At 65.5% G+C, this 21,678-nt stretch carries 19 protein-coding genes; 7 read left to right on the top strand and 12 right to left on the bottom strand.

The features are described 5' to 3' along the window. The first annotated feature begins 93 nt into the window (after positions 1-93). Positions 94-510: an organic hydroperoxide resistance protein gene (locus HHL14_RS12645; protein WP_169497955.1), complete on the top strand. Its 417-nt coding sequence runs from the start codon at positions 94-96 to the stop codon at positions 508-510. Between the two features lie 192 nt (positions 511-702). On the opposite strand, the gene HHL14_RS12650 is transcribed toward HHL14_RS12645, so the two are convergent. The 3 genes from HHL14_RS12650 to HHL14_RS12660 form a co-directional block, all read right to left on the bottom strand. Then, positions 703-1,464 carry an IclR family transcriptional regulator gene (locus HHL14_RS12650; protein WP_169497956.1) on the bottom strand — a complete coding sequence of 254 codons (762 nt, stop codon included), beginning with the start codon at positions 1,462-1,464 and terminating at the stop codon, positions 703-705. Positions 1,465-1,498: 34 nt separating this feature from the next. Next, positions 1,499-2,620, bottom strand: coding sequence for an FAD-dependent monooxygenase (locus HHL14_RS12655; RefSeq protein WP_329601649.1), 1,122 nt, complete (start codon positions 2,618-2,620; stop codon positions 1,499-1,501). 401 nt (positions 2,621-3,021) lie between these two features. Continuing rightward, a complete protein-coding gene (locus HHL14_RS12660) occupies positions 3,022-3,756 on the bottom strand; it encodes an ABC transporter substrate-binding protein (RefSeq protein WP_169497958.1) in 735 nt (244 codons plus the stop codon). Between the two features lie 286 nt (positions 3,757-4,042). Between HHL14_RS12660 and yddG the strand changes: the two genes are divergently transcribed. Beyond that, positions 4,043-4,969, top strand: coding sequence for an aromatic amino acid DMT transporter YddG (yddG, locus tag HHL14_RS12665; RefSeq protein WP_169497959.1), 927 nt, complete (start codon positions 4,043-4,045; stop codon positions 4,967-4,969). Between the two features lie 81 nt (positions 4,970-5,050). On the opposite strand, the gene HHL14_RS12670 is transcribed toward yddG, so the two are convergent. The 3 genes from HHL14_RS12670 to HHL14_RS12680 form a co-directional block, all read right to left on the bottom strand. Further along, complete coding sequence (locus tag HHL14_RS12670) at positions 5,051-6,340, bottom strand: MFS transporter (RefSeq protein WP_169497960.1); 1,290 nt, start codon at positions 6,338-6,340, stop codon at positions 5,051-5,053. A gap of 66 nt (positions 6,341-6,406) precedes the next feature. Then, the gene (locus tag HHL14_RS12675) at positions 6,407-7,744 is read right to left on the bottom strand and encodes an MFS transporter (protein WP_169497961.1); all 1,338 of its coding nucleotides are present in this window, start codon (positions 7,742-7,744) and stop codon (positions 6,407-6,409) included. Between the two features lie 160 nt (positions 7,745-7,904). Continuing rightward, on the bottom strand, positions 7,905-9,179 hold the full coding sequence (locus tag HHL14_RS12680; protein ID WP_169497962.1) for a glucarate dehydratase family protein: 1,275 nt from the start codon (positions 9,177-9,179) through the stop codon (positions 7,905-7,907). A 208-nt stretch (positions 9,180-9,387) separates the two neighbouring features. Between HHL14_RS12680 and HHL14_RS12685 the strand changes: the two genes are divergently transcribed. Next, the gene (locus HHL14_RS12685) at positions 9,388-10,089 is read left to right on the top strand and encodes a GntR family transcriptional regulator (protein WP_169497963.1); all 702 of its coding nucleotides are present in this window, start codon (positions 9,388-9,390) and stop codon (positions 10,087-10,089) included. Between the two features lie 179 nt (positions 10,090-10,268). Continuing rightward, positions 10,269-11,651: an MFS transporter gene (locus tag HHL14_RS12690; protein ID WP_169497964.1), complete on the top strand. Its 1,383-nt coding sequence runs from the start codon at positions 10,269-10,271 to the stop codon at positions 11,649-11,651. Between the two features lie 258 nt (positions 11,652-11,909). On the opposite strand, the gene HHL14_RS12695 is transcribed toward HHL14_RS12690, so the two are convergent. From HHL14_RS12695 to HHL14_RS12720, 6 genes are all read right to left on the bottom strand, one after another. After that, a complete protein-coding gene (locus tag HHL14_RS12695; protein WP_169497965.1) occupies positions 11,910-12,839 on the bottom strand; it encodes a LysR family transcriptional regulator in 930 nt (309 codons plus the stop codon). Positions 12,840-13,220: 381 nt separating this feature from the next. After that, on the bottom strand, positions 13,221-13,718 hold the full coding sequence (locus HHL14_RS12700; protein ID WP_169497966.1) for a flavin reductase family protein: 498 nt from the start codon (positions 13,716-13,718) through the stop codon (positions 13,221-13,223). 17 nt (positions 13,719-13,735) lie between these two features. Beyond that, on the bottom strand, positions 13,736-14,563 hold the full coding sequence (gene ribB / locus HHL14_RS12705; protein WP_230413013.1) for a 3,4-dihydroxy-2-butanone-4-phosphate synthase: 828 nt from the start codon (positions 14,561-14,563) through the stop codon (positions 13,736-13,738). Between the two features lie 52 nt (positions 14,564-14,615). Then, positions 14,616-14,927, bottom strand: coding sequence for a DUF4387 domain-containing protein (locus HHL14_RS12710; protein WP_169497967.1), 312 nt, complete (start codon positions 14,925-14,927; stop codon positions 14,616-14,618). 2 nt (positions 14,928-14,929) lie between these two features. After that, the gene (locus tag HHL14_RS12715) at positions 14,930-16,294 is read right to left on the bottom strand and encodes an acyclic terpene utilization AtuA family protein (protein ID WP_230413014.1); all 1,365 of its coding nucleotides are present in this window, start codon (positions 16,292-16,294) and stop codon (positions 14,930-14,932) included. 38 nt (positions 16,295-16,332) lie between these two features. Beyond that, a complete protein-coding gene (locus HHL14_RS12720; protein WP_206002300.1) occupies positions 16,333-17,697 on the bottom strand; it encodes an LLM class flavin-dependent oxidoreductase in 1,365 nt (454 codons plus the stop codon). Between the two features lie 359 nt (positions 17,698-18,056). Here HHL14_RS12720 and HHL14_RS12725 point away from each other — a divergent pair, with 359 nt between their 5' ends. The 3 genes from HHL14_RS12725 (at position 18,057) to HHL14_RS12735 (ending at position 21,677) form a co-directional block, all read left to right on the top strand. After that, the gene (locus HHL14_RS12725) at positions 18,057-19,127 is read left to right on the top strand and encodes an amidohydrolase family protein (RefSeq protein ID WP_329601650.1); all 1,071 of its coding nucleotides are present in this window, start codon (positions 18,057-18,059) and stop codon (positions 19,125-19,127) included. Positions 19,128-19,193: 66 nt separating this feature from the next. Then, positions 19,194-20,597: an MmgE/PrpD family protein gene (locus HHL14_RS12730; protein ID WP_169497969.1), complete on the top strand. Its 1,404-nt coding sequence runs from the start codon at positions 19,194-19,196 to the stop codon at positions 20,595-20,597. A 177-nt stretch (positions 20,598-20,774) separates the two neighbouring features. After that, positions 20,775-21,677, top strand: a complete 903-nt coding sequence (locus HHL14_RS12735) for a LysR family transcriptional regulator (RefSeq protein WP_169497970.1) — start codon at positions 20,775-20,777, stop codon at positions 21,675-21,677. The last annotated feature ends 1 nt before the right edge of the window (position 21,678 follow it).

Raw genomic sequence — 21,678 nt, forward strand, 5'->3', positions numbered from 1 at the left:
CCATCGCGCCAGCCGCTCCGGCGCATCGCCCAGGCCGGGCTCGACCTCGGATTCGCCATTCTCTATTCACTGGATCAACAGGAGTAATCGATCATGACCCGCATCGAAAAAGTGCTGTACACCGGCAAGACCCACACGACTGGCGGCCGCGACGGCGTCGCGCGCAGCGCCGATGGCCGCCTCGACGTCAGGTTGTCGTCGCCGGGCTCGTCGGGCGCCGGCACGAATCCCGAGCAACTGCTCGGCGCCGGCTGGTCCGCGTGCTATATCGGCGCGCTCGGACTGGCCGCGCGTGCGCTGCATGTCACGTTGCCGGCCGATACCAGCGTCGACGCGGAAATCGATCTCGGCACCACCGATGGCGCCTACTTCCTGCAGGCACGTCTGAACGTGAGCCTGCCTGGCGTCGAGCGCGACGTCGCGCATGCGCTGATCGAGCGCGCACACCAGACCTGCCCGTACTCGAAGGCGCTGCGCGGCAATGTGGATGTGCAGACGACGCTGGTTTGAAACTTCAGTTGAGCCGTGTTTGAGCCGCAGTTGAGCGGCATCGAGGGCGGGCGGCGCACTGTCCAGCCCTCGTAAAAACGAGGTCGCTTTCGACCTCGTTTTTACGTTGATGGAGCTCACATGCGCGTTGCGAGCGAAGCCGTGCACAACACCGTGCCGCATGCATCTACCCGCCGCACCGACACGGCAACCTTAAGCCAGCAACTTCGAAATCTGCGCAGCCGCGCGTTTAACCGGCTGCGCCAGCGCTTCGTCATGCTCGGGCCGCTCGGCAAAGAGCCGCGACGGCCCCGCGATGCTGAGCGCCGCGACCGCGTTGCCGGTGGCATCGACGATCGGCGCCGCGCACGAATCGATCCCCGCTTCGAGGCCCGAATGGCTCCACGCGCAACCGTCCGCACGAACTTTTGAGAGACGCGCCGATAGCGCATCGAACGATGGCGCATCGGCTTCCGGCCACTGCGTCGAGCACATCTGCTCGAGTTCCGCGTGCTCCAGCAGCGCGAGCATCGCCAACCCGGGCGTTGCGCGATACGCGGGCAAGCGGCTGCCGACGCGAATCTGGCTGACGAGCGGCGTATCCGGCACTTCGGCAAGCGAGTAGACGATTTCCGCGCCTTCGCGCACCACCAGATAGGCGGACATACGCGTCAGCGTGGCGAGCGTCGGCAGCACCGCGCGCGCATGCGCGATCAGATCCGATGACCCGAGCGCGGCCGATGCTAGCGTCAGAAACGGCAGTCCCAGCCGATGCCCGGCTGCATCTTCGACGATCAGCCCGAGCGCTTCGAGCGACGCGATCAGTCGCATTAGCGTAATGCGATTTACGCCGATCTGCCGCGCCGTCTCGCTGACGTTGACGGTCTGGCCGCCTTCCGCGATGAAGCGCAGCAGACGGAACGAGCGTTCGACCGCGTTCGAGGACTCGGCGGTGCGTTCTGAATTGTTAGCCATACCGATGAACGAAGAACAGGGCGCGGGAGTGGGATCATGCCACAGGAACCGTCCACGCATCGTAACCATAGACCCAGTCGCCGTTGCCGCCTTCCTTCAGCCAGTTGTTGCCGCGCGAGCCGATCTGGATGCGCGCGGTACGTTCGCGGCGCGCGTTCTCGTAGCGTGCGAGCGCGGTATCGAGCGTCGCGGTGGACGCGTCGGCGAGCGCGCGCGACAGCACGACCGCATCTTCGATCGCCATGCCCGCGCCTTGCGCCATGAACGGCATCATCGGATGGCAGGCGTCGCCGAGCAGCGTGAAGTTGCCGCGACTCCACTGCGGCAGCGGATCGCGCACATAGAGCGCCGAGGCGAGCACGGTATCGCAGGCGGCGAGCAGCGTTTTCGCATCGGCGTGGAAGTGCTTGTAGGCGTCGCGCAGCGCGTCGGGGTCGCCCGGCGCGGTCCACGATTCGTTGGTCCAGTCGGTCTGCGCGGTGGTCGCGAAGATGAACACGTCGCGGCCGCGATTCAGCGGGAACGTGACGATCTGCGCTTCCGGCGTCGGGCCCCACCATTTGACGAAGGCGCTGGTGTCGAGGCTCGCGAGACGCGTGGCCGGCACCACCGCGCGATACGACACGATGCCGGTGAACTGCGGCGCGTCCGGGCCGAGGATGAATTCGCGCACGCCCGAATGGATGCCGTCCGCGCCGATCACGAGATCGAAGCGCTGCCCGGTGCCGTCGGCAAGCGTCAGACTCGCCGCGCCATCTTCCTGCGCGAGCTTCGTCACGCGCTGGCCGAGCCGCAACGCGCCGGCGGGCATCGCGGCTTCGAGCGCGGCGATCACGTCCGCGCGGTGCATCGTCAGTTGCGGTGCGCCGTATTTGATCTCGGCTTCATCGGACATCGGCAGATGCGACGTCACCGCGCCGGTATCCCACATGCGGCTGATGCGTGCCGACGGCCGCGCGGCGGTCTCGCGCAAGGTCGCGCCGATGCCGAGGCCGTCGAGCGCGCGCACCGCGTTCGGCGTCAGGTTGATATCGGCGCCGACGCGCCCGAAGCGCTCGGCCTGTTCGAACACGACGACGTCGTGGCCCTGCTTGTGCAACGCAATGGCCGCCGCGAGGCCGCCGATACCGCCACCGTTGATCCCGATCCTCAGCACTTCGTCTCTCTTATGTTCATAAATGAACATATTGATATTAATTTGAACGGTTATGAATTGTGGCGATAAAAAAATCGCAGTGCAATGGCTTTGCGTGCGGCACGGACCAGGAAAATCCCTTGGTCGGGAAGCGGGGAAGGTGGCGAGGGTGTTGGGAGGAAGGGGCAGAAGCTAGCGATGAATCGCGCGCGCCAAGGCGATAGTTCAGACGGCGCGATCGTCAGCGGAGGGATTCCGCCGGATCGCTAGATGTAAAGCAAGCGCCGGGTCGAAGACAAGGGTCTTCGGCGATCAAGGCGGCAAGTCGATGCGGAGGAAAGGGGGAGAACAGAACGGCTCGAACATCGAAGGCACTGGCCGCGCGCAGCGAGCGTCGTGGGACCAGTGCCTGCAAACGCTCGCTATGCCGCCGGCGCCACCGATGCGCCCGCGATCCCATGTCGCGCCAGCGCCTCGGCGACGAAGCCCGTCGCTTTCATCTCTTCGACGAACTCACGCAGCGCCCCAGCCGCCGTTTCGCCGCGGCTCTTCGGCGTCCCCATCGCCTGCTGGATCACCATGAACCGTTCGTCGAGCAGCCGCAGGCCGGCGGTTTTGCGCGCATCGGCTTCGAGTTGCTGTTTGACGCCAGCCGCCACTTCCAGATGTTGCTCGATGAAGGTCGGCACGACGCTCGGCGAACTCGGCGCGCGCACGATCTGCGCGGCCTTCAGTTCGCGCGTGAGAAACAGATCGTAGGCACTGCCTTTACCGACGACCACGCGGTGAGCTGTCTGGTCCACGTCGCGATTGGTTTTTATCGGCGAGTCGTCGCGCACCATATAGAAGCCTTCGATCAACACATAGGGCGCGGTGAACGCGATCTTCTCGCCGCGCAGCGGATCGACGGCGAAGAAGCCGAAATCCGCGCGTTCTTCGTTGACGGCCGCGACTGATTGGGCAGCCGTATCGAAGACCACCAGTTCCAGTTCGACATTCAGCTTCGCGGCGAAGGCGCGTGCGAGGTCGATCGACACGCCGAACGGCGCGCCGGAGTCGGCGTCCCGGTTGGCGAGAATCGGGTTGCCGAGATTGATCGACGCGCGTAGTGTGCCCGTCGGGATGAATGCGGCAACGATGGAGGGATCGAGGTTCATGACGGTTCTCGTGGCGAGCGCGCCGGAGGTACGGCGCGGTTTTAAGGTTCAAGGGAACAACGATGGCGCGAGGGCGAGACGTGGTATCGAGTGTATCGAGAAATACTCCCGCGACGTTTGCAACGCGGCAGAGCTGCGTATCCGGCCGCGCTCCTTGGACCGCCGGATGTTCGACGCGCGCGGCGGCGTTCAGCAAGGCCGCTGCCGGTCGGGGTCGAGCGGTTATGATTGCGGTCCGGCGCGGCGTGCGCCGATGGAATCGAATGATCTGAAGCAGGCGAGGAGTATGAAGAGCAAGAGGAAGGCAACGCTTATCGGCTTGATCGCGGTGCTGTTGTGGGCCTCGATCGTCGCGCTGATTCGCGGCGTCAGCGAAAGCCTCGGCGCGACCGGCGGCGCGGCGATGATATATACGGTGGCGTCCGTATTCCTGTGGTTCTCGGTCGGCTTTCCGAAGCTCAGGGAATTTCCGCGCAGCTATCTGCTGTGGGGCAGTCTGCTGTTCGTCGCCTACGAGCTGTGCCTGTCGCTGTCCATTGGCTATGCGAACAGTGGCCGACAGGCGATCGAGGTCGGCATGGTCAACTATCTGTGGCCGACCTTCACGCTGGTGTCGGCGATCCTGTTCAACCGCCAGCGGGCCAGCCTGCTGGTGGTGCCGGGCTTTCTGCTGTCGATGCTCGGCATCTGCCGGGTGCTCGGCGGCGATCAGGGGCTGGACCTGGCGGGCATGCTGGCCAACGTGAAGGACAACCCGCTCAGCTACGGCCTCGCGTTGGCCGGCGCGTTGATCTGGGCCGCCTATTGCACGGTGACCGCGCGGATCGCCAACGGCAAGAACGGCGTCACGCTGTTCTTCATGCTGGTTGCCGCCGTGCTGTGGATCAAGTACGGCCTCCAGGGTGGCGGCGCGATGACGCTCAGCCCTCACGCGATCGTCTATCTGGTGTTGGCCGCGTCGGCGATGGGCTTCGGCTACGCTGCATGGAACGTCGGCATTCTGCACGGCAACGTGACGGTGCTGGCCGGCGCGTCGTATTTCATTCCGGTGCTGTCGGCCGCGTTGGCCGCGCTGGTGCTGCATGCGCCGCTGTCGGTCGGATTCTGGCAGGGCGCGCTGATGGTGTGCGGCGGTTCGATTCTGTGCTGGCTCGCGACGCGTGCGCGGCCGCCTAAAACTGTGACCCCGGTTCAGTCCGGCAAGGGTTGCTGAAACGCTGACGTTTGGCGAAGGCACAAGCGAAGGCGAAAGCGAACGCACACCCTTCGCCTCGCCTTCACGCCACGCGGGATGTCAGTCCCGCAGCTTGACCGGTGTCATCCGCGGCATCAGCAGATGAATGATGCCGAGCGCGACCAGATACGCGGAGGCGCCGACCGCAAACAGCGCCCAGTATTGCCCGGTACGCTGCAAGGTTTCGCCGATCACGCCCGAGAAGAAGAACGAGCCGACCATTCCCGCGACGCCGCCAATCCCGACCACCGTGCCGACGAGCCGCTTCGGAAACACGTCGCCGACGGTGGTGACCAGATTCGCCGACCACCCCTGGTGCGCGGCCGCGGCGAGTCCAACCGCGAACACCGCGAACCACAGGCTCTGGAAATACGACAGCGTCGCGATCGGCACCACGCACAACGCGCACACCAGCATCGCGATCTTGCGCGCGAAGTTCGGCCGGTTCGAGCGCGCCATCAAACGCGACGACAGCCAGCCGCCCGCCACGCTGCCCACCGACGCCATCGTGTAGATCGCGATCAGCGGCAAACCCATATTGCCGATGTCGATGTGGCGCGACTCGTTGAGCCACTTCGGCAGCCAGAACAGATAGAACCACCAGACCGGATCGGTCAGCAGCTTGCCGACGACAAACGCCCACGTTTCACGGTACTTCAGCACCGACAGCCAGCCGACCCGTTGCTCGACGACTTCGTCGCGATCCGCGTTGATGTAATCGAATTCTTCCTTCGACACCGACGGATGTTGCCCCGGCTGCCGATACACCAGCAGCCACACCGCGAGCCAGATGAAGCCGGTCGCGCCGCCGGCGACGAAGGTCGCTCGCCAGCCCCACGTGAGCGCGGCGATCGGCACGAAGGCCGGCGCGACGATGCCGCCGATCGTCGCGCCCATGTTCCAGAAGCCCGTCGCCAGAGCGCGTTCCTTCTTCGGGAACCACGTGGCGGTGGTGCGGATCGCGACCGGAAAATTGGCCGCTTCGCCGAAGCCGAGCAGGCCGCGCACGGCCGCGAAACCGGGTACGGTCGCGGCCACCGCGTGCAGCATCGCGGCGAGGCTCCACATCGCCATCGCGCTGCCGTAGACCACCTTGGTGCTGACGCGATCGGCGATGCGCCCGAAGATCGCCAGACCGATCGCATACGTGACCGTAAACACCATCACCGTCTGCGCGTATTGCACCTGTGTCCAGCCGATGTCTTTCTGCAGCAGCGGCGCGAGCAGGCCAAGCATCTGACGATCCATGTAGTTGATCGTCGTGGCCGCGAAGATCATCGCGCAAATGGTCCAGCGATATCGTCCGACGGCCGTGCGGGCAGCGGACGCGTTGGCTTCTAGTGTTTTCACCGTGTCTCCGAGAGTAATAGGAATGGTTGTCTATTCGCTTCGATGCGCTTGATGTGTCCAATGCGCCTAATGTGCTTTGCGCGCGGCAGCAGGCAAGCCTTCTCGTGGACTCATCCGCGACAGGAACACCACGCCGGCGGCGACCACCGACATCACCGCGAGTCCGGTGAGCCCGCCTTCGATCGAGCCGGTCTTCTGTTCGAGCAGGCCGAACGTCGCTGGCGCGACGAAGCCGCCGAGATTGCCGATCGAATTGATCAGCGCCAGCACCGCCGCCGAAATCCTCGCGTCGAGATAGCCCTGCGGAATCGGCCAGAACAGCGACGAGGCCGCCTTGAAGCCGATCGCCGCAAAGCAGATCGCGACGAACGAAAACACCGGGCCGCCCTGGCCAGCCGCATACATGCCGGCCGCGGCGATCAGCAGCACGCATGCGACCCACGCCTGCTGATACTTGAAGCGCGCGGCCAGCATCGCGAACACATACATCGCCGCGATCGAGATCAGCCACGGAATCGAGTTGAACAGGCCGACCTGCAGATCGTTGAAATGGCCCATCTTGCGGATGATGCTCGGCAGCCAGAAGGTCGCGCCATAAATGGTCAGCGATACCGCGAAGTAGATCAGGCAGAAGATCAGGATCTGCGGATCGCGCAGCAGCGCCCACAGCGACGGCTTGACTGCGTGCATCGACGCGCGGCGGCGTTGCTCGTCGTCGATCTCGGTGACGACGGCGTCCTGCTCGGCGCGGCTCAACCACTTCGCGTCGCGCGGCTTCGAATCGAGCCACAGCCAGATGAAGCCGGCCAGCACCACCGAGAACATGCCCTCGATCACGAACATCCACTGCCAGCCGCGCAGGCCGCCGCCCTGGATCAGCATCAGCCCGCCCGAGATCGGTCCGGACAGCACCGATGCGAGCGCGGAGCCGCTCAGGAAAATCGCCATCGCCTTGCCGCGCTCATTGCCCGGCAGCCATTGCGTGAAGTAATAGATGACGCCGGGAAAGAAGCCCGCTTCAGCCGCACCGAGCAGCAGACGCATCGCGTAGAACGAGGTTTCGCCGCGCACGAACGCCATGCCGACCGCGGCGAGCCCCCACGTGAGCATGATCCGCGTCAGCCACAGCTTCGCGCCGAAGCGCTGCAGCAGGATATTCGACGGCACTTCGAAGATCGCATAGCTGATGAAGAAAAGCCCCGCGCCCAGTCCGTAGGCCGCCGCGCCGATGCCGAGATCGGCGCTCAGATGCTGGCGCACGAAGCCGATGTTCACCCGGTCGATGTAGTTGACGATGAACATCACGACGAAGAGCGGCAGCACGCGCCACTTGATCTTGCTAACGGCGCTCGCCAGCACGCTGGCGCGGTCTTGCCGGGCCGCGTCCGTGGTGGGTCGGTTCATGGGGTTGTCTCCTTCGGGGGCCGCGCGGTTCGCTTGCCGTGCGCCGCATACCGTGTGCCGGATGTCCGCGACGAAGCGGGCGGGCGGATCGAAAGCACGAATCGACTGACGCGGATTCGAAGGTGTCGTCCGAATCCGCGTGTCGATTCGACTCAGCGCGTTAAAACCGCGGGTTCTTGCCGCTGAAGCTCGGGTCGTACTTGCGCATCTGTTTGAGGTCGTCGCGATTGCGCACGCCGCACGACAGGTACTGCGCGTGCAGCTCGGCGAGCCGCTCGCGATCGAGTTCGACGCCGAGACCCGGCGCGGTCGGTACGCGGACCGCGCCGTTGTCGAAGCGCACGCGGCCGCCCTTGATCACTTCTTCTTCCTGCCACGGGTAGTGCGTATCGCACGCGTAGGTCAGATTCGGAATGCTTGCCGCGACGTGGGTCATCGCCATCAGGCTGATGCCGAGGTGCGAGTTCGAATGCATCGACATCCCGAGGTCCCACAGCTTGCACATGCGCGCGAGCGTTTGCGTGGCGCGCAGACCGCCCCAGTAGTGGTGATCCGACAGCAGCACCTTCACCGAACCCATTTCGGCGCCGCGGCGGAAATCGTCCATCGTGGTGATGACCATGTTGGTCGCGAGCGGCAGGCGCGTGTGCTTCGCGAGTTCGGCCATGCCCGCGAGTCCCGGGCACGGGTCTTCGTAGTACTCGAGCAGTTCATCGAGTTCCGGCGCGGCCGCGATGCTGGTTTCGAGCGTCCAGTTGGCGTTTGGATCGAGCCGCAGCGGCACGCCGGGAAACGCCTGATGCAGCGCGCGCATACACGCGATCTCATGCGCGGGCTCGAACACGCCGCCTTTCAGCTTGATGCTCTGGAAGCCGTATAGCTCGATCATCCGGCGGGCCTGCGCGACGATCTGCCCGGGGCTGATGCCTTCGCCCCACGCATCCGGCGCATAGGGCTTTTCGACGTGCTCGGCGTACTTGAAGAACAGGTAGGCGCTGTAGGGCACCGCGTCGCGCACCTTGCCGCCGAGCAGGTCGACGATCGGCGCGCCGACGATCTGCCCTTGCAGGTCGAGCATCGCGACCTCGAGCGTGCTGATGACCTTCGGCGCGTTCTTCGCCGCATGCGAGCCGGGCGCGAGTTCGAACTCGACCGCGCCGGGGCTCGCCTTGATCGTGGCGCGCACGCGTTCTTCCATGCGGTTGAGGTCGAACGGCGACAGGCCGATCACCAGCGACTTCGCCTGTTCGAGCACGCGCAGCATCGGTTCGTCGCCGTAGGTTTCGGAGATGCCGACGCGGCCGTCGCTCGTTTCCAGCTCGAGGATGGCGCGCAACGCCCAGGGTTCGTGGATCCCGGCGGCGTTCAGCAGCGGGCCGTCGCGAAAGGCGATGGGCGTGATTCGCACCTGCGTGATGGTGATGTCGCGAGTCATGATGGCAATCGGCAATAAGAGGTTCGGACTGGGATGAACGGATAGTAAAGCACTAATATATTAGTGCGTTAGTCGGGTAAACGCTCATTCGGGCGACCCGTGTAAATCCGCCGGAAGCCCGCTGGAAGGGGCTTGCGTCGGCTATAGTACGAATGCCTCAGCGGGCGGCCACGTCGGGCCCGCGCGTTTTTATGCTTCAGTTTCCGTCATGAAAAACAACGCTTCCTCAGCGGTGACGCGCCTCGACCGCTCCCGCCACGCCGCGCCGCAAGTCTTCGAACGACTGCGCGAAATGATCCTTTCCCTCGAACTGACGCCGGGCACGGTGCTGTCGCGCACTGAGCTCGCGAGCCGCTACGGTCTGAGTCAGACGCCGGTGCGCGACGCGCTGATGAAGCTCGGCGAGGAGGGGCTCGTCGACATCTATCCGCAGCACGCGACGGTGGTCAGTCAGATCAACGTGACCTCGGCGTTGCAGGCGCATTTCCTACGCCGCTCGATCGAGCTCGAAGTGGTGCGCACGCTCGCGGAGCAACGCGACGCGGCGCTGATCGCGCAGTTGCGCGCGAGCATCGCGAAGCAGACCGAGCTGCTCGATCTGAAGAACTACGAACAGTTCTCGCTGCTCGATCAGGCGTTTCATCGGCAGATGTACGAGGCGGCGGCCGTGCCGCAACTGTGGGACCTGGTGCGCCGGCTGAGCGGACATATCGACCGGTTGCGGCGTCTGCATTTGCCGGTGGAGGGCAAGACGGCGGCCGTGGTGCGCGATCACACCGAGATCGTCGAGGCGATTGCGAGCGGCGACGTGGCGGCCGCGCAGGTGGCGCTGCGCAAGCATCTGTCGGGGACCTTGAATCAGATCGATCAGATTCGCACGAGTCATCCGAGTTTTCTGACGGACGATTGAGCGCGCGCCCATCCGCGCCACGCCGTTTTTCATTCTTCCGAAAATCCAATCAATCTATTTGGTCAACGCATGGATGCCTCGTCGTCCCTTGACGAGAATGTGACGTAGCCGACTGCCGGACCCGCTGCCGTGCATCGGGGTTCCCGGCTGAGCGAATAACATTCGGATCAGGAGACACCATGAAAGAGCAGGGCACCCGGACCGGGGTCGACAAGGTCAAGCAGGCGCGCCGCGCGCTCATCTCCAGTTGCGTGGGCACGTCGGTCGAGTGGTATGAATATTTCATCTACGGCACGGCCGCCGCGCTCTACTTCGGGCCGCTCTTCTTTCCCAACAAGGATGCCGGCATTGCCCGTCTGATTGCCTTTGCGTCGTTCGGCGTCGCCTTTCTGGCGCGGCCGCTCGGCGCGTTCGTGTTTGGCCATCTGGGCGACCGCATCGGCCGCAAATCGACGATGATCTTCACGCTCGTGCTGATGGGCGTCGCCACCGGCGCGATCGGACTACTGCCGACCTATCAGCAGATCGGCGTGCTCGCGCCGGTGTTGCTCGTAGTGTTGCGGCTGCTGCAGGGGCTCGCGGTCGGCGGCGAATGGGGCGGCGCGGTGCTGGTGGCCGTCGAGAATGCGCCGCGACACAAGGTGCGTCTGTACGGCGCGGCGCCGCAAATGGGCAGCGGTTTCGGGCTTTTCCTGTCGACCGGCGCGATGGCGCTCGTCGGCCTGCTGCCGCCCGAGCAACGTCTCGCGTGGGGATGGCGCGTGCCGTTCATCGCCGGTTTCGCGCTCGTGCTCATCGGTCTGGTCATTCGCCTTGGCGTCGCGGAGTCGGAGGATTTCCAGCGCGTGAAGGCGTTGGGCCGCCGCGTGAAACTGCCGATCGCCGACGTGCTGCGTCACGCGAAGCTGCCCACGCTGGTGGCGACCGCGATGTCCGCGTCGTTCGCGGTGGTCTTCTACATGGTGGCGACCTACTTCGTGTCGTACGCCACGTACCATCTGAAGATGCCGCAGGCCACCACCTTCAATCTGGTGATGATCGCCTCGCTGATCGACCTGATCGCCTTTCCGCTCGTCTGTTCTTACGCGGATCGTGTCGGTGCGCATCGCGTGTTCTTCTTCGGGACGCTGTTCGCGGTGTTCTGTAGCGTGCCGCTGTTTCTGATGCTCAATACGGCCACTCCGCTGCTGGTCGGCATCGCGTTGTCGGTCACGATGGTCTGCGGCCAGGTCACCACGTATGGCGTAGTCGGCAGCATGAGCGCCGAGTTGTTCCCGGCGGAGTATCGCTATACCGGCGTGGCGGTATCGGGCGCGATCGCGTCGATCCTGTTCAGCGCGCCGACACCGCTGATCGCCGAATGGCTGATGCATTCGACCGGCTCATGGTGGTATCTGGCCGGGATGGTGTCGGTGGCGGGGTCCATCGCGACGCTCGGTGGTATCGGTTACGTCAGGCTGCGTCACCGCGCTCATGCGGTCGGCTATGTCGGCGAGCGCACGCTCGGCGGTAACGATACGGTTGTCGCGGGGGCATCGGTGGTTGGCAGCGGGACGCCGTAAGTACGGGGTGTCGCATCGCATTGCATTGCATTGCATCGACGCGCGGCGTCGAGACTTACTGTAAGGCGTCACGGTTTTGCGACCGTGGCGCTTTTTTCGTTGGAAGAGGGCACAGCGATGCAACTTCGCCGTGGCGATGTTCGCGCCGACGCGTGGCATGGGTGCCGGCAAGCTGCGCCGCACGTCACGCGTTACGCTTCACTCGCCGCAAACGGCAAACGGCAAACGGCAAACGGCAAACAGTGAGCCGCCGACCGCTTACGACTCCGCGCCCGCCTCGTGCATGAAACCTGGGAATTCCTTGTGCAGATGTTCGCGAAAGCTCTTGATCGCCGAGGTCGGCACCGATTTGCGCGTGACGATGCTGCCGTAGCAGCGCGTCGCATGGAAGTCGGCGAGTTCGAGCGTCGCGCGATTGCGCCTTGCGTTCGACTCCGCGAGCGAACGCGGCATGAAGGTGAGAAAGCCGCCGGTGTCGATCATGCCGAGCAGGGTCGGCAATGTCGCGGCCGTGGCCGCGTCGAACACGGCGCCGCGCTCGTCGAAGGCGCGCGAGAGCCGTTGCCGCAGATCGCCGTAGCGTGCGAGCAGGATCAGCCGATAAGGCAGCAGCATCTCCACCGTCACTTTGTCGAGCCGGGTGATCGGATGAGCGGCGGGTGCCATCAGCACGACCGGTTCCTCGGCGAGCGGGCGAAACAGCAGATTGTCGTGGTCGCCGTCGACCGCCGCGACGCCGAGATCGGCGGTGCCGTCGGCGATCGTCTTCAGCATGCTTTCGTACGGCATGTCCTTGAGCTGCACGCTGACGTCGGGAAAGCGCTCGCAATAGGAGTGGATGATCTGCGGCAGAAAAGTCGCGGCGATCATCGGCGTGGCGGCCACGACCACGCGATTGCGCGCCGCCTCGGAGCGGCCGCGGAACTGGCGCAGCACGTCGTAGAGACCGCTGAGGGCGTCGCTCGCGGCCGCTTGCAGCAGCCGGCCTTCTTCGGTCGGTTCGACGCTGCGCGTGGTGCGCACGAGCAACTGCACGCGCAGCACGGACTCCAGTTTTTTCACGCGACTCGATGCGGTGGGCTGGGAAATGCAGAGCCGCTCGGCCGCCTTGCTGAATTGCCCCTCTTCCAGTACGACCAGAAACGTTTCGAGTTCGGGGAGGTGGAAGCGGAACGAGGGATTGTCCATGGGGTCAGGCGAAGCGCAGCGGGGCAAGGGTCGGCGCGTGACGGGCGGCCCGGCGCGCCTCGAACGCATCGGTCGGCAAGAGTGAGGCAAGGTTCGGCAGCGAAACCGTAGCGGCGATGGTAGCACGCAGCCTCGTCGCGAATCAGTGCGGAAACGGCGTGATTGTGTAGGGAAAAACGCGTAGCCGCTGCGTTGGGGCGATGCATGTCGGGCTCGACGAAAGGCGCGCCGCGCGTGCGCCGCATACGGCCCGGATACAGGCAACGCACGACCAAAACACGGCCCAAACACCACCCGCGCATGTCGCGTCGCGGCGCGATGTGTCGTACCGCGTCGTGCCGTGCCGAAAGATATCGACGGCGCCGCCACGAGCCAACACTCCTACACTTCGGCCAGCGCGTGCGCGAGATGCGTCAGGTAGCGGCCGTCGCGGAAAGCAAGCGGAGGCCGTTCGCCGCGAAACATATTTTCGACGTGACCGAGGAACACCACGTGATCGCCGCCCGGATACGTCGCGACCTTGCGGCATTCGAGAAACGCCGCCGCGCCGCGAATGATCGGCAGACCGTCGAGACCTTCGTCGATATCGACGCCGACGAACTTGTCGTCGCCCGAGCGCGCGAAGCGATCCGATACCGCGATCTGATCGACGGCGAGGATGTTGACGACGAAGCGTCCGGTATCGCGAAACGCCGGATGGCTGCGCGAGGTCGTCGACTGGCTCCACAGCACGAGCGGTGGATCGAGCGACACCGAGCTGAACGAATTCGCGGTCACGCCGAAACGCCGGCCTTCGGCATCCACGGTGGTGATCACCGTGACCCCTGTCGTGAACGCGCCGAGCGTGTTGCGCAGGCTTTTGCTATCGATACTGCTCATGCTGTTTCTCCGTGCGTTCAGGCGGTTTCCGCGGCGCCGCAATAGGCGAGCAGTTGTGCGATCGAAATGACCGTGATGCCGTGCGCGACGGCAAAGCGCACGAGATCGGGACGCCGCGCCATGCTGCCGTCGTCGTTGACGAGTTCGCACAGCACGCCCGCATAGCCGCGTCCGGCGAGCCGCACGAGGTCGTAGGCCGCCTCGGTATGGCCGGGGCGTTCGGTGACGCCGCCTTCGTGGGCGCGCAGCGGAAACACGTGACCGGGGCGCACGAAATCGTGGGCCGTCGATTTCGCCGACGCGAGCGCGCGGATCGTCGCCGCGCGGTCGGCCGCGGAAATGCCCGTTGTCACGCCGACGCGCAAATCGACGCTGACCGCGAACGCGGTGCGAAACGGCTCGTCGTTCTGCTGCACCATCGGCGGCAATTGCAGACGGTCCAGCACGCGTGCCGGCATCGCCACGCAGATGAGGCCGCTCGTGTGACGCACCATGAACGCCAGCGTTTCGGGCGTCACCGCATCGGCGGCGATGATCAGATCGCCTTCGTTCTCGCGATCCTCGTCGTCGACGACGATCACGAACTCGCCACGTTCGATCGCGCGGATCGCCGCGGGGACGGTGTCGAACTGCGGTGTGGCGGCGTGGCCGCGGCGCGTGCTCGCGGCGAGCGGAGCGGAGGCAATGGCGGAAGCAGAGGCCGGAGCCGGTGCCGCAGGTCGAGCGGCAGGCCGCCGCGCCCGCACCGCGCCGGCGGCCGAGTCGAGTAGCGAACCGGATAGCGCGGCATCGTCGTCCGGCTCGCGTGCCGTGCAGGTTTCCATCATTGAATTGGCGTGTGGCATATCGATTGACCTTCCCTGATTGTTCGTTGGCTCGAACCGGTGCCGTCGCGTCCTAGAGCGGCACGTCGATATCGAGCAGCGGCGCATGCTGCTGCGCGCCGTAGATGTCGGTGTCGCCGATCGCCCCGGACGCGATGCGGCGCGGCAGCGTCGCTTTCCACGCCAGCGCCGGCGGATACTCGGTAAAGCGCACCTGTTCGACGTCGACGTGATAGAGCGACGCGATGAGACGCGCGTCGATCACGCCCGACGCGCGGACCTTCTCGTACAGCGCCGCGTCGTCGAACATGATGTCGAGCGTGATATGGAACGGCCCCGCGTTCTTGCTCTTGCAGGCCTTGGCGATGTCTTTGAGACGGGCCATCGTCACACCTCCTCGTATTCGATCGGAAACATTTCGAGCGGATCGTCCGGCAACACGACGTGCTGCAGCATGAATTCGTAGATCTCACCGCGTTCGATATCGGACGGCGAAAACGGGAACGCCATGTTGCCCTCGCGGCACATGCGCCCGGCGAAATCGGAGTGCAGCAGCGTCACGCGCGCGAGCGAGAGCGCCGCGTTGGCGATCTCCTGGGTGGTGCCGATCACCTCGGCGACGATCGTCATCTCGATGGGCACCACGTCGCGCGTGGGCTCCCACGCGCCCATCACGCCGTTGCGGCCATACACGCGCAGCACCAGTTGATAAGAGGCGGGGTCGATGCCGAGCGCCGTCACCTTGGTGCGCGTCGATTCGCGCACGAACTCGACGAACGTATCGATCTGCGCGATCAGGCCGGGGTCGCGCGTTGCGGCGAACGTCACCGCGCTGAAGCCGACGCTGCGCACGCCTTCGAGCTTGATCGAGTACGGCTGCGGTTGCCAGCGCATGCCGGTGACGCGCACCACCCGATCCGTCACGGCTTCGATGCGGCAATCCGCGGTGTCGACGAGCCCGCCCGGTTCGTGACGGATCACCGGACTCGCGGTCTCGTGCAGCGCCTGCACCGCCACCGACAGCGGCGTGCAGCGCAGCTCCGGATTCATCGGCTCGGCCTCGACGTAGTCCTCGCCGACGGTCACGAGCAGACAGTCGTGCTTCTTCGGAATCGCCGCGTTGCACGCGCATTCCAGCATCTTGCCGGCGTACCACGACGACGCGGCCGGCATGCCGTGATGCATCGCCAGCGCGACCCACGGCGACGGGTCGGTGCCGCGTCCGCCGAGGATGACCTGCGCGCCCGCTTCGAGCGCCGCGCGATAAGGTTCCGGGCCCATCATGCCGACGATGCGCGTGGCGTCGTCGAGCGCCTGCGCATCGAGCGGCGGCGCGTCGTCGAGCGCGCGAATGCGGCCTTGCGCGAGCCGTTGCTTCAGGTAGTCCTTCGGCTGCTCGGCATGGATCAGCGCCATCCGGAAGTGCAGATCGTGCTCGCGGGCGATTTCGCGCACGATCTCCGCGCAGACCTGCAGATGCGGTTCACCGCCCGCGCCGCCCGCCGTGCCGACCATCATCGGCACGCCTGCGGCGATCGCAGCGCGCAGCAGCAGCGACAGGTCGCGCTTCATGGCGAGCCGCGAGTTCAGCGTCTTGCCGGAGCCGAGGTAATACGGGCCCGGGTCGGAGCTGCCGCCGTCGACGCCGAACATATGCGGCCTGCGCTCCATCGCCGCCCGGATCGAGGCCTCCGGAAAGCCGTATCCGAGGATGCCGCTCGCCGACATCATGCGTACTGTCTTCGCCGTCATTTCGACGTGTTCTCCTGTGTGGTTCGTGGCGCCGATGGTCACGACGGCGTGCGCCAGTCGCCCGCGAGCGGCTTGCGCAGCCCCAGATGACTGCGCAGCGTGCTCTCGCCGTAGCCCTTGCGGAATACGCCGCGCTTCTGCAGTTCCGGCACCACCAGACGCACGATGTCCTCGTAGGTGCCCGGCACATAGGTCGCGGACAGCACGAAGCCGTCGCAGGCCTTGTCGAACCATTCGATCATCTGCTCGGCCACCTGGCTGCCGGTGCCGACGAAGCACGGACCGTCGCGCAGCGTGCCGCGCCCGGACGCCTCGACGAAGTCCTTGACCGACGGATTCTTCTTGCCGCTGACCTCGACCACCTTGTCGCGCAGGCTCTGCCACGACACCAGGGCCAGTTCCTCGTCGGTGAACGGCTGGTCGTACGGGCGGCCGGCGAAGTCGATGTTCAGCGTCTCGCCGATCATCGTGAGGCCGTCGATCGGGCGCGACAGCGACGCGATCAGATCGTGCTTCTCGCGCGCCTCGGCCTCGGTGTCGCCGACGATGATCTTCACTTCCGCGCAGATCTTCAGCGAATCCGGATGGCGCCCCGCCTGCACGACGCGCGACTTCAGTCCTTCGTATTGCTTGATGCCGTTGGCGAGCGTCGGATACTTGGCGAACACGACTTCGGCCCAGCGCGCGGCGAACGCGAGCCCGCGGCCGCTTTGACCGGCCTGCAGGATCACCGGATGACCCTGCGCGGAGCGCGGCACCGTCAGCGGGCCGCGCGAATTGAAGAAGCGTCCCTTGTGGTCGAGCCGCGTGACTTTCGACGGATCGGCAAAATAGTTTTCCTGCTTGTCGGCGACGATCGCGCCTTCGCGCCACGTGTCCCAATGGCCCATCACGATTTCCATGAATTCGTCCGCGCGGTCGTAGCGAACGTCGTGATCGAGATGCTCGGCGGCGCCGAAATTGGCGGCTTCCGAATCGTTCATCGACGTGACCACGTTCCACGCGACCCGGCCCTTCGTCATCAGATCGAGCGTCGCGAAGAGACGCGCGACGTGATAGGGCTCGTAGTACGTCGTCGAATAGGTCGCGCCGAGGCCGAGGCGCGAGGTCACCATCGCCATCGCCATTAGCACCGCGGTCGGTTCGAGCTTGATCGCGCGCACGCCGTAGCGCACCGTGTCGCGATAGCTGTTGCCGTAGATGTCGGGCATCGCGAGACGATCGTCGAAGAACGCCATGTCGAAGCAGCCTTCTTCGAGCGTGCGGGCGATGCGCTGGTAATACTCGGGCGCCAGGTAGTCGGTCATGCTCGACGGGTGCCGCCACGAACCCGCGTAGTTGGTGCAGTTCTGCGCCTGCAGGAAAGCGACCAGTGCCATTTGTCGCGACTGAGCGGAAGTCATGATGTGAGTGTCCTCGAGAAGGATTGGGCAACGGAATGCACGGATGCAAAGGTATGCCCGGGAGGGGGGCGAGGACAATTTGCAGTGTCCGATAGATCTATAGGCATATCGAATGAATCGAGCCCACCGGACGCTGCAACGATGCGGTTATGCTTGTCGCGAGGCCTGAACGGTGCCGCAGCGAGCACCGGGCGCGAATGAATCGTCCGCGTCTCGCGCAGCATTCATCCGCCTCGCGAATGAATCGGACGAGCCGCAACGAGCTCGCAACGAGCGAGCCGGATTGCGTTGCGAATACCGAATACCTCGTACCGATCCGCCCCTTGCCCCCTGGTTACTTCCTTCGGAGGAGACACGTCGTGAACCCATCAACGCAGGCCGCCGTCCAGCACGAGCCGCCGCGCTTGCCGACCCGCCATCCGAGCGCCGCATGGCTCGCCAGCGCCGTCGAACCGGTGCTGGAGCCGCAGCGCCGCATCATCGATCCGCACCATCACTTCTCGCATCATTGGGGCGGCTATGGGCTCGACGATCTGCTGCGCGACACCGGCGCCGGTCACCGGATCGAGAACACGGTCTACGTGCAGTGCGGATGGGAGTACCGCACGACGGGCGACGAACGCCTGAAGCCGCTCGGCGAAACCGAGGCGGTCGTGCGGCTCGCCGAGGCGGCGCGCGCAAGAGGGGCGTCGACTGAGGTCGCGGCGGGGATCGTCGGCTACGCCGATCTGCTGCTCGGCGACGCGGTGGAAGACGTGCTGAGTGCGCAGATCGAAGCCGGTAATGGTCGCTTTCGCGGCGTGCGTGTTGCGGCTTCTCGCCACGAGTCGTTCCAGCATGGCGTGTTGCCGCGCCCGCCGCTCGGTCTCTATGCGGACCGCGCGTTTCTCGCGGGCATGCGGCGGCTCGCGAAGCTCGGCCTCTCGTTCGACGCGTGGGTCTATCACACGCAACTGGAAGACGTGCTGGCACTCGCGCGCGCGGTGCCCGAGACGACGATCGTGCTCGACCATATCGGCGGGCTGCTCGGCGTCGGTCCTTACGCGGGGCAGCAGCGGGCCGCGTTCGACGAATGGCTGCCGCTGCTCGCACCGCTCGCCGCGTGCCCGAACGTCGTGATGAAGATCGGCGGCTACGGCACCACGGTGTTTGGCTACGACTTCGTGAGCCAGCCGGCACCACCGTCGTCGGCGACGCTGGCCGACGCGTGGCGTGCCACGGTCGAAGCGGTGATCGAAGCATTCGGTGCGAGCCGCTGCATGTTCGAGAGCAACTTCCCGGTGGATCGCACGTCGGCGAGCTACGCGACCGTCTGGAATGCGTTCAAGCGCCTCGCGGCCCACGCGAGCGAAGCCGAAAAAGACGATCTGTTCTACCGCACCGCCGCACGCACCTACCGGATCGGCGACGCCGCGCGCGCACTGAATTGAGTTGCCTGTCACGGCCCGGCGAGGTTCGCGCGGGCCGTCCCGCTTATGTCAGTATCGAGAGACCCCATGCATAGCACGTCCGCTCTACAGCCGCCCTCCTGCAATCTCGCCGAAGCGCTCGCGCAGTTCGCGCACGGCCTGCAATTCGAGGCCATTCCCGAAGCCGTCCGGCTCAAGTCGCTGCATCACGTTGTCGATGCGATCGGGCTCGCCTTTGCTTCGCACCGTTTTCCGTTTGCCGGCCCCGGCCTCGATGGCATTCGCGCCGCCGCGGGCCCCGGCATCGCCACTGTGATCGGCGGCGATCTGCATCTGGCTCCTCGCGACGCGGCGCTCGCCAACGGGTATCTGATGCACGGACTGGATTTCGACGACACGCATCCGGCCAGCATCGTGCATCCGTCGGTTGCCTGTCTGCCGACCGCGCTCGCGCTCGCCGAAGCGACCGATGCCAGTTGGTCGGAGCTGCTCGCCGCGTATGTCGCCGGCATGGAGACGGCGATCCGGCTCGGCCGCGCGGTGAAGGGCGGCTTCCATCACGTGGGCTTTCACGCGACCGGCATCGTGTCGCATTTCAGCTCGGCCGTCGTGGCGGGCAAACTGCTGGGGTTGAGCGTCGACCAGCTCGTCAGCGCGCAAGGCATCGCGGCGAGCACCGCGTCGGGCGTGCAGGTCTTTCTCGAGAACGGCGCGTGGACCAAGCGCATGCATCCGGGCTGGGGCGCGCTGGCCGGCATCACGGCCGCGCACATGGCGAAGGCGGGCTTCGCGGGACCGCGGCGACCGTACGAGGGCCGCTTCGGGCTGCTCGACACGCATCTGCAGGCGCTCGCGAGCGAGGTCGATGCCAATTCGGTGGCAGAGCAACTCGGCACGCACTGGACCCTGCTCGATACGTCGATCAAGCCGTATCCTGTGTGCCATTTCATTCACGGATGCGCGGAGGCCGCGCTGCAACTGCGACGCGAACTCGGTGCGACGGCAGCCATCTCGCGCATCGTCTGCGAGTTGCCGCAGGCCACGCTGCCGATCGTCGCCGAGCCGGCGAGCGCGAAGATCGTGCCGAAGAGCGATTACGAAGCCAAGTTCAGTGCCCAGTTCGTGGTGGCCGCGTGTCTCGCGCGCGGGCATTTCACGCTCGCCGAACTCAGCGACGAGAGTCTGCGCGATCCGGACATCCTCGCGCTCGCCGCGAAAACCGAGTGCGTGACGGAGCAGGACTCCAGTTTTCCGAAGTACTTTTCGGGCGCGGTGTCGCTGACGCTTGCCGACGGCCGCGTGCTGCGCGCGCATGTACCGATGAATCTCGGCAGCGGCGAGCGCGCGTTGTCGCTTGAGGACATCGTCGGCAAATTCCGCGGCAATGCGAGCCTGCACATCTCGGCGGCGCGCGTCGACGAGGTGCTCGACGTGCTGCTGCGCGCGACGCCCGATACGCCGGTGCGTGCGATGACGCGCGCGCTTGGCTAGTCTCCGGCGCGGGGTGCGGCGTCCGTCCGCGTTCCGTTCGAGCAATGGAGCAGGAAACCCGAAGACCCGGCCCGGCTGGTTGCCGGGCCTTTTGCGTTTGGCTTCGCGCGAGCGCTTCGTCGCGCGCGGCATGCGCTATAGAATCTGCCGTTATCACGCGTTCACAGGCAATCCGTCATGGACATGAGGCATCTGCGCTCCTTCGTTGCGGTCGCGGAGGAATTGAGTTTCAGCCGTGCCGCCGAGCGGCTGCATATTTCGCAGCCGCCGCTTTCGCAGCACATCAAGGCGTTGGAGACGGAGATGGGCGTGCAGCTATTCGCGCGCACCAAACGCGACGTCAGGCTGACCGATGCCGGCGTGGTGTTTCTTCGCGAGAGCCGGCTGCTGCTCGATCAATTGCGCGCCGCCGTCAACGCGACCGTGCGCACCGCGAATAGCGATGCCGGCACGCTGCGCGTCGGCGTGGCGACGGCCGCGCTCTTCAGCGTGATGCCGACCTTTCTCACGCTGATGCACGAGGCGTTTCCGCACGTGGAGATTTCGGTCAACGACATGCAATCGCAGGACCAGGTCGTCGCCGTCGCGCAGGGCACGCTCGACCTCGGCATCGTCCACGTGAGGCCGGACCGCATGAAGCTGAACCATGTGCCGATCTTCAGCGAGGCGCTCGTCGCCGCCGTGCCGGAGCGTCACTGGCTCGCCAGCAAGCCGGATTTCAAACTGGTCGACATCGCGAATGAGGCGATGGTCGGACTGTCGCGCGAGCATGGGCCCGCCGTTTTCGACGCGATCGTCGCGTGCTGCCACGAGGCCGGCTTCAGTCCGGAATTCCGGCACACCGCCCGCAATCCGCTGACGATCTTCCAGATGGTGCGACTCGGTTTCGGCGTGTCGCTAGTGCCGCGTGCCTATGCGCACAGCGCTTTTCCGGGCGTACGCTTTCGCGAACTGCCGGCGACGGCCGGCAGCGTGCGCATGGAGTCGATCTGGTGCGAACGTCATGCGTCGGGGCTCACGCGCAAGATTGTGGCGTCGATCCTGCCGCGGCTCGCGGGCGGTCTTGCGAGCGACGTCTAGC

The sequence above is a fragment of the Paraburkholderia antibiotica genome (assembly GCF_012927125.1).
GTDB classification, from domain to species: domain Bacteria; phylum Pseudomonadota; class Gammaproteobacteria; order Burkholderiales; family Burkholderiaceae; genus Paraburkholderia; species Paraburkholderia antibiotica.